Consider the following 5,871-nt stretch of genomic DNA (forward strand, 5'->3'; position numbering starts at 1 on the left):
GGAATGATTTCGCAACGGCTATTTTCACTTGAATTTTTAAACTCAAAACTTATAGAAAATGGCTTATTTTTTTACATCCGAATCCGTATCAGAAGGACATCCAGACAAGGTTGCAGACCAAATATCTGACGCCTTACTCGATAACTTTTTAGCACAAGACCAAGAGTCCAAAGTAGCTTGTGAAACCTTAGTTACTACAGGACTTACTGTACTTAGTGGCGAAGTCAAAACCAAAGCATATGTAGATGTACAAAAGATAGCAAGACAGGTCATTTACAAAATTGGTTACAACAAATCGGAATACCAATTCGATGCCGATAGCTGTGGCGTAATATCTGCTATTCATGAGCAATCGGCAGACATCAACCAAGGTGTAGAGGCCGATAAAGGCTTACACGCTGAACAAGGTGCGGGCGATCAAGGTATGATGTTTGGATATGCTACCGATGAAACGGATAATTATATGCCTTTAGCTTTAGACTTATCTCACCGTATTCTTATCGAATTAGCAGATATTAGAAGAGAGGGTAAAGAAATGACTTATCTAAGACCAGACTCTAAGTCGCAAGTAACTATTGAATACAGCGATGACAACCAACCTATTCGTATAGAGGCTATTGTAGTTTCTACTCAACACGATGAGTTTGTACTACCTAAAGAAGATACAGCAGATGCCAAAGCACAAGCAGAAACGGCTATGCAACAACAAATCGAGAATGATGTCAAAATCATTCTTATCCCTAGAGTATTAGCACAATTAGAAGAACGTCAGCAAGTGTTGTTTGGCACAGAAAAATACCACGTTAATCCTACCGGTAAGTTTGTTATTGGTGGGCCACATGGCGATACCGGACTGACAGGTCGTAAAATTATTGTTGATACGTATGGTGGCAAAGGCGCACACGGTGGTGGTGCATTTTCAGGTAAAGACCCTTCAAAAGTGGACCGTTCGGCAGCCTATGCTACACGTCATATTGCCAAAAACTTAGTTGCCGCTGGTTTGTGCAAACAAGTATTAGTACAAGTGTCTTATGCTATTGGAGTAGCCAAGCCTATGGGTGTTTTTGTAGATACTTATGGCACTGCCAAAGTGAACCTATCGGATGGCGAAATTGCCAAAAAAGTGGAAGGCATCTTCGATATGCGTCCGGCAGCTATCATAGAGCGATTGAAACTCAAAAACCCTATTTATCAGGAAACAGCGGCTTACGGACACATGGGCAGAACACCACAGACTAAGACATTCTCTTTTAATGTAGAAGGGCAAACCAAAGAAATGACTTTAGAAACATTTACGTGGGAAAAACTAGACTATGTAGATGAGGTAAAAAGTACTTTTTCTTTGTAAGCCACTAACTCACCAACACACCCCTTAATCCCCTCTCCAGAGGGGAGACAAACAACACACCAAAGCTCCCCTCTCGAGAAATGAACACACCCCTTAATCCCCTCTCAAGAGGGGAGATATAACAACACTCCCCACATTGGGAAGAAAACTTATTCAGAAAAGGGGAAAGGAAATTACTTTTTCCTAAAGAAAATTTGTAAGGGTACACCGTTAAAGTCAAAACTCTCTCGGAGTTTATTTTCAATATACCGCTTGTAAGGATCTTTGATATACTGCGGCAGGTTGGCAAAAAAAGCAAAGGTCGGTGTCTTGGTGGGCAACTGCGTACAGAACTTAATACGTATGTACTTACCCTTAGTCGCTGGCGGTGGGTTCTGCTCTATAAATGGCAACATGACATCGTTCAATTTCGAAGTGCTTATTCTAGCCTTTCTATCTTTAGAAACTTTTATAGCTATCTCCAATGCCTTGAGCAAACGCTGCTTAGTCAATGCCGATATGAATAAAATAGGCACATCGGTAAAAGGAGCTATCTTTTCTCGAATAGCGGCCTCGTATTCTTTAGTCGTATGGGTGTCTTTTTCTACCAAATCCCATTTGTTAACGAGTATAACTATACCCTTTCTATTCTTATCCGCTAAGTGAAATATACTTTGGTCTTGTGACTCAAAGCCTAAGGTAGCATCAATAAGCAATAAGCATACATCGGAATATTCGATGGAACGTATGGAACGCATCACCGAATAAAATTCTAAATCTTCTTTTACATTTTTCTTTTTCCTTACACCAGCAGTATCGACCAATACAAAGTCGTGACCGAATTTGGTGTAGTGAGTATCTAGTGAATCTCGTGTTGTCCCTGCTATGTCGGTAACAATATTTCTGTCTTCGCCTACTAATGCATTCACAAAAGAAGACTTACCTACATTGGGTCGTCCTACAATAGCAAAGCGTGGCAAGTCACTCTCTTCCTCGCCATCAACCTCTGGTAATTTTTCCACTAAAGCATCCAACAACTCACCTGTACCACTACCGTTAATTGAAGATATGCAGAAATAGTCGCCCATGCCAATAGAATATAACTCTACTGCTTCTTGCATAATTTGTCCATTATCGACCTTGTTAGCTACAAGAAAAACTGGCTTATCGGATTTTCTAAGGTGCTTGGCTACGGTCAAATCCATATCCGTAACTCCTTCTTGAGCGTCCACCAAAAAGAGGATAGCGTTGGCTTCTTCAACAGCTAAATTGACTTGTTTGCGTATTTCTCCTTCAAAAATATCGTCTGAACCAACAATATAACCGCCAGTGTCTATTACTGAAAACTCTTGTCCATTCCAATAGGTCTTTCCGTAATGCCTGTCACGAGTAACGCCACTTACAGAATCGACTATGGCTTGTCGCTTTTGTATCAACCTATTGAAAAAGGTGGATTTACCTACATTAGGCCGACCTACTATTGCTACAATGTTTCCCATTTTTATTGGTTGTTATAGCCAAATCGCTTCAGCTGATTATCGTCATTACGCCAATCTTTATTGACCTTGACATACAAATCTAAAAATATCTTTTTCTGAAAAAAGGTTTCCATATCTCTTCGAGCCAAAGTACCTACTTTTTTCAAGGCTCTTCCTTTGTGTCCTATAATAATTCCTTTTTGAGACTCTCTTGCCACAAAGATAATGGCTCTAATCTTTATTATCTTTTCCTCGTCAAAAAACTCCTCGACCTCAATTTCAACCGAATAAGGAATTTCCTTTTTGTAGTACTTAAGTATCTTTTCTCTTATGGTTTCGCTCACAAAAAAACGCTCGGACTTATCGGTTAGAGCGTCTTTCTCAAAATATGGTGGCGATACTGGCAGCAAGGCTTTTATACGTGACATGACCAAATCCAGATTGAATTTGTTGAGTGCCGATATAGGGTGTATCTCGGCATTGGGCAAAAGGTCTTTCCAAAATAAAATTTGCTCTTTAACGAAGTCTTGTTCTACGGCATCAATTTTGTTAAGCAAGAGTAAAACAGGTAAATCGGTATTTTTCAAACGTTCAAAAAGCTTCTCATCTTTTAGTCCTTTCTCTCCTGTTTCTACCATGTAAACAAGAATGTCAGCATCTTGAAAAGCACTATGAACAAAGTCCATCATATTCTCTTGCAGCTTGTAGGCTGGTTGCATAACACCCGGAGTATCAGAAAAAATAATCTGATGCTCCTCGTCATTTACGATTCCTAAAATACGGTGTCGTGTCGTCTGTGCTTTTGAAGTGATAATGGACAAACGCTCTCCCACCAAAGCATTCATTAGTGTGGACTTCCCTACGTTAGGGTTTCCAATAATATTGACATATCCTGCTTTGTGCTCCATCTTAGAGGTTCTCTCGTTGTTGTTTTAATTTTTCTAGCAATTCCAGTTGCTCTTCCCACTCCATCATATGTTGTTCCAATTGCTTTTGCTTGTCTTGATAAGATTCGAAGAATCCTGCCTGCGAAGATAACTCTTTGTATCGGTCTGGCTGTGCCAATTCGGTATCCAATTCTTTGAGTTCGTTTTCTAAAGCCTCTACCGAACGCTCAAGACTTTTGACTTTATTGGATGTTTTCTTAATGTCTTTATCTAGTTGTTTGCGTTCCTGATAACTAATTTTATTTTCTGAATCCTGAGTTTTTTTAGTCGTTGCCTTTTGCTTATTCTCCAACTCAAATTGCTTAAAGTCGGCCACCTTTTTGGCATTCAAAAAGTCGTGAATATCGCCCAAATGCTCTTTTATGTTTTGCTCTTTAAACTCATAGACCTTCTGGGTTAAACCTTGTAAGAAATCCCTATCGTGAGAAACGATAATAAGTGTACCGTCGTATTTGTTGAGCGCTTTCTTCAAAATATCTTTAGAAACCATATCCAAGTGATTGGTAGGCTCATCCATTATCAGCAGATTGACAGGCTCTAACAACAATTTGCATAGTGCCACTCTAGCTCTCTCCCCTCCCGATAGTACTTTTACCTTCTTTTGTGCGGCATCTCCACTAAACAAGAACGAACCTAGCATATCTCTTACTCTAGGCCTGCTTTGTTCGTCTGCGGCATCCTCTATGACTTCAATAATAGTCTTATTCTCATCTAGCAGTTCGGATTGGTTTTGAGCGTAATAGCCCATCTTAACCTGATGACCATATTCTACATCTCCTTCATATGAAATAGCGTCAACAATGACTTTAGCAAGGGTTGTTTTTCCCTCTCCGTTTTTACCAACAAAAGCAATTTTCTCCCCTCTTTCTAACAAAAGATTTATGCCTTTTAAAACTTCTAATTCATCGTAACTTTTGGCAACATTATTAACCTTTAGAGTTACTTTTCCAGAGTGAGGCGCAGGGGGAAACTTAAAATGCATGCTAGCCGTCTCGTCCTGTTCTACCTCTATAACGTCCATTTTATCCAGCTTCTTAATCAGACTCTGAGCAAAAGCAGCCTTACTTTTCTTAGCTCTAAACTTCTCAATCAGCATCTTTGTCTGCTTAACCTCTTTATCTTGATTCTTTTTGGATTGTATTTGTTTTTCTTGTCGGTCTTTTCGCAATTCTACATACTTGCTGTAACTTGCTTTATAGTCGTTGGCTTTCCCCAGTATTAAATCTATTGTCCTGTTAGTTACCGCATCTAAAAATGTTCTGTCGTGCGATACCAAAACTACTGCCCCAGCATAACTTTTTAGCCAACCTTCTAACCATACTATTGACTCAATATCGAGGTGGTTGGTAGGCTCATCAAGTAATAATACATCGGGTTTACTCAACAGTATTTTGGCTAGTTCCAATCGCATACGCCAACCACCGCTAAACTCATTAGTCTGTCGAGAAAAATCATCCAACTGAAAGCCTAAACCCAAAAGAACTTGACTCATATCAGACTGTATAGTATAACCGCCCAATAAACCAAAGCGCTCGTTCAATTCATTTAAATCGGTGATGAGCTGCATGTAGGCATCACTTTCGTAATCCGTACGTTGGCTCATCTCAAAGTTAATGGCATTTATTTTTTGCTCCAATTCCTTTATTTCTTTGAAAGCTAATTCGGCTTCTTCTTGTACCGTTCTGCCCTCTTCAAATTCTAAATCTTGACGCAAATAACCTAAAGTGGATTCGTTAGGCGTAGAAATACTACCCTCGTTGGGCGACTGCTCACCAGAGAGAATACGCAACAAAGTGGACTTCCCTGCGCCATTCTTTCCTACTAATCCAATGCGGTCGCCCTTGTTGACCATAAAAGAAACGTTGTCAAAAAGTTCTTGACCTCCAAAATATACCGATATGTTATTGGCTGAAATCATAGGTGTGCAAAAGTACACTTTTTAGTAGCCGATAAAAAAGTCATTTTTAATAGTCTAAAAAAGTATTTAGTGTATATTTGCCCTCACATCGCGAGGTGGAGCAGTTGGTAGCTCGTCGGGCTCATAACCCGAAGGTCGTAGGTTCGAGTCCTGCCCTCGCTACTAAATAAAACGGATCAGTACTTCTACTGGTCCGTTTTT

4 protein-coding genes and 1 tRNA gene are annotated in these 5,871 nt (G+C 39.8%); 2 read left to right on the forward strand and 3 right to left on the reverse strand.

Annotation, left to right across the window (positions count from 1 at the left end; all coding sequences use genetic code 11):
- Positions 1-58: 58 nt before the first annotated feature.
- Positions 59-1,348 carry a methionine adenosyltransferase gene (gene metK, locus P8I29_08045; GenBank protein MDG1917738.1) on the forward strand — a complete coding sequence of 430 codons (1,290 nt, stop codon included), beginning with the start codon at positions 59-61 and terminating at the stop codon, positions 1,346-1,348.
- Positions 1,349-1,521: 173 nt separating this feature from the next.
- Here metK and der read toward each other — a convergent pair whose 3' ends face one another.
- The 3 genes from der to P8I29_08060 are packed head-to-tail and all read right to left on the reverse strand — an operon-like array spanning position 1,522 to position 5,670.
- The gene (gene der, locus P8I29_08050; protein ID MDG1917739.1) at positions 1,522-2,826 is read right to left on the reverse strand and encodes a ribosome biogenesis GTPase Der; all 1,305 of its coding nucleotides are present in this window, start codon (positions 2,824-2,826) and stop codon (positions 1,522-1,524) included.
- Positions 2,827-2,828: 2 nt separating this feature from the next.
- Entirely contained in the window at positions 2,829-3,713 is an 885-nt protein-coding gene (gene era / locus P8I29_08055; protein ID MDG1917740.1) for a GTPase Era, read from the reverse strand.
- 1 nt (position 3,714) lies between these two features.
- Complete coding sequence (locus P8I29_08060) at positions 3,715-5,670, reverse strand: ABC-F family ATP-binding cassette domain-containing protein (GenBank protein ID MDG1917741.1); 1,956 nt, start codon at positions 5,668-5,670, stop codon at positions 3,715-3,717.
- 89 nt (positions 5,671-5,759) lie between these two features.
- Between P8I29_08060 and P8I29_08065 the strand changes: the two genes are divergently transcribed.
- A tRNA-Met gene (locus P8I29_08065) sits at positions 5,760-5,832 on the forward strand.
- Positions 5,833-5,871 lie beyond the last annotated feature (39 nt).

Source organism: Flavobacteriales bacterium (assembly GCA_029248105.1).
Lineage (GTDB): Bacteria > Bacteroidota > Bacteroidia > Flavobacteriales > UBA7312 > UBA8444.

Bases quoted from the DNA above. Each gene is read 5' to 3' on its own strand.
- metK (MDG1917738.1), top strand. From the start codon at position 59: ATGGCTTATTTTTTTACATCCGAATCCGTATCAGAAGGACATCCAGAC.
- der (MDG1917739.1), bottom strand. From the start codon at position 2,826: ATGGGAAACATTGTAGCAATAGTAGGTCGGCCTAATGTAGGTAAATCC.
- era (MDG1917740.1), bottom strand. From the start codon at position 3,713: ATGGAGCACAAAGCAGGATATGTCAATATTATTGGAAACCCTAACGTA.
- P8I29_08060 (MDG1917741.1), bottom strand. From the start codon at position 5,670: ATGATTTCAGCCAATAACATATCGGTATATTTTGGAGGTCAAGAACTT.